Origin of the sequence: Halomonas sp. SIMBA_159 (assembly GCF_046536035.1) — a bacterium.
In the GTDB taxonomy this organism is placed as follows: Bacteria; Pseudomonadota; Gammaproteobacteria; order Pseudomonadales; family Halomonadaceae; genus Vreelandella; species Vreelandella venusta_A.
The window spans coordinates 1-260 of record NZ_JAWJBT010000899.1 but is presented as its reverse complement, the minus strand read 5'-3'; the positions used below and the strand labels follow the sequence as shown (position 1 = coordinate 260).

The window sequence follows — 260 nt, the reverse complement described above, 5'->3', positions numbered from 1 at the left end:
ACAACCACTGGGGCGAGCTGGCCGTCGCAAGCTGAAGAAGCTGTTTCAGGAGTATGGGGTGCCCAGCTGGCGCCGGCGCCAGACACCCTTGCTGTTTTATGGCGACAAACTGGCCGCGGTGGCGGGCTTATTTGTGGTCGAAGGCTTTGAAGGTAATGAATGCGAGTTAGTCTGGAAGTGTGATCACCTACACTGACACCGGGGTCAGGAATGTAGATAGTCAGGCAGTGTTTGAATGTCGATATAAGTAAAATAATGAG

General features: G+C 52.7%; 1 protein-coding gene. It reads left to right on the top strand.

What is annotated here, in order from left to right; genetic code table 11:
* On the top strand, positions 1-196 hold a 196-nt coding region (gene tilS / locus R0J87_RS21850), incomplete at its 5' end, for a tRNA lysidine(34) synthetase TilS (protein ID WP_498888931.1).
* Positions 197-260: the final 64 nt, after the last annotated feature.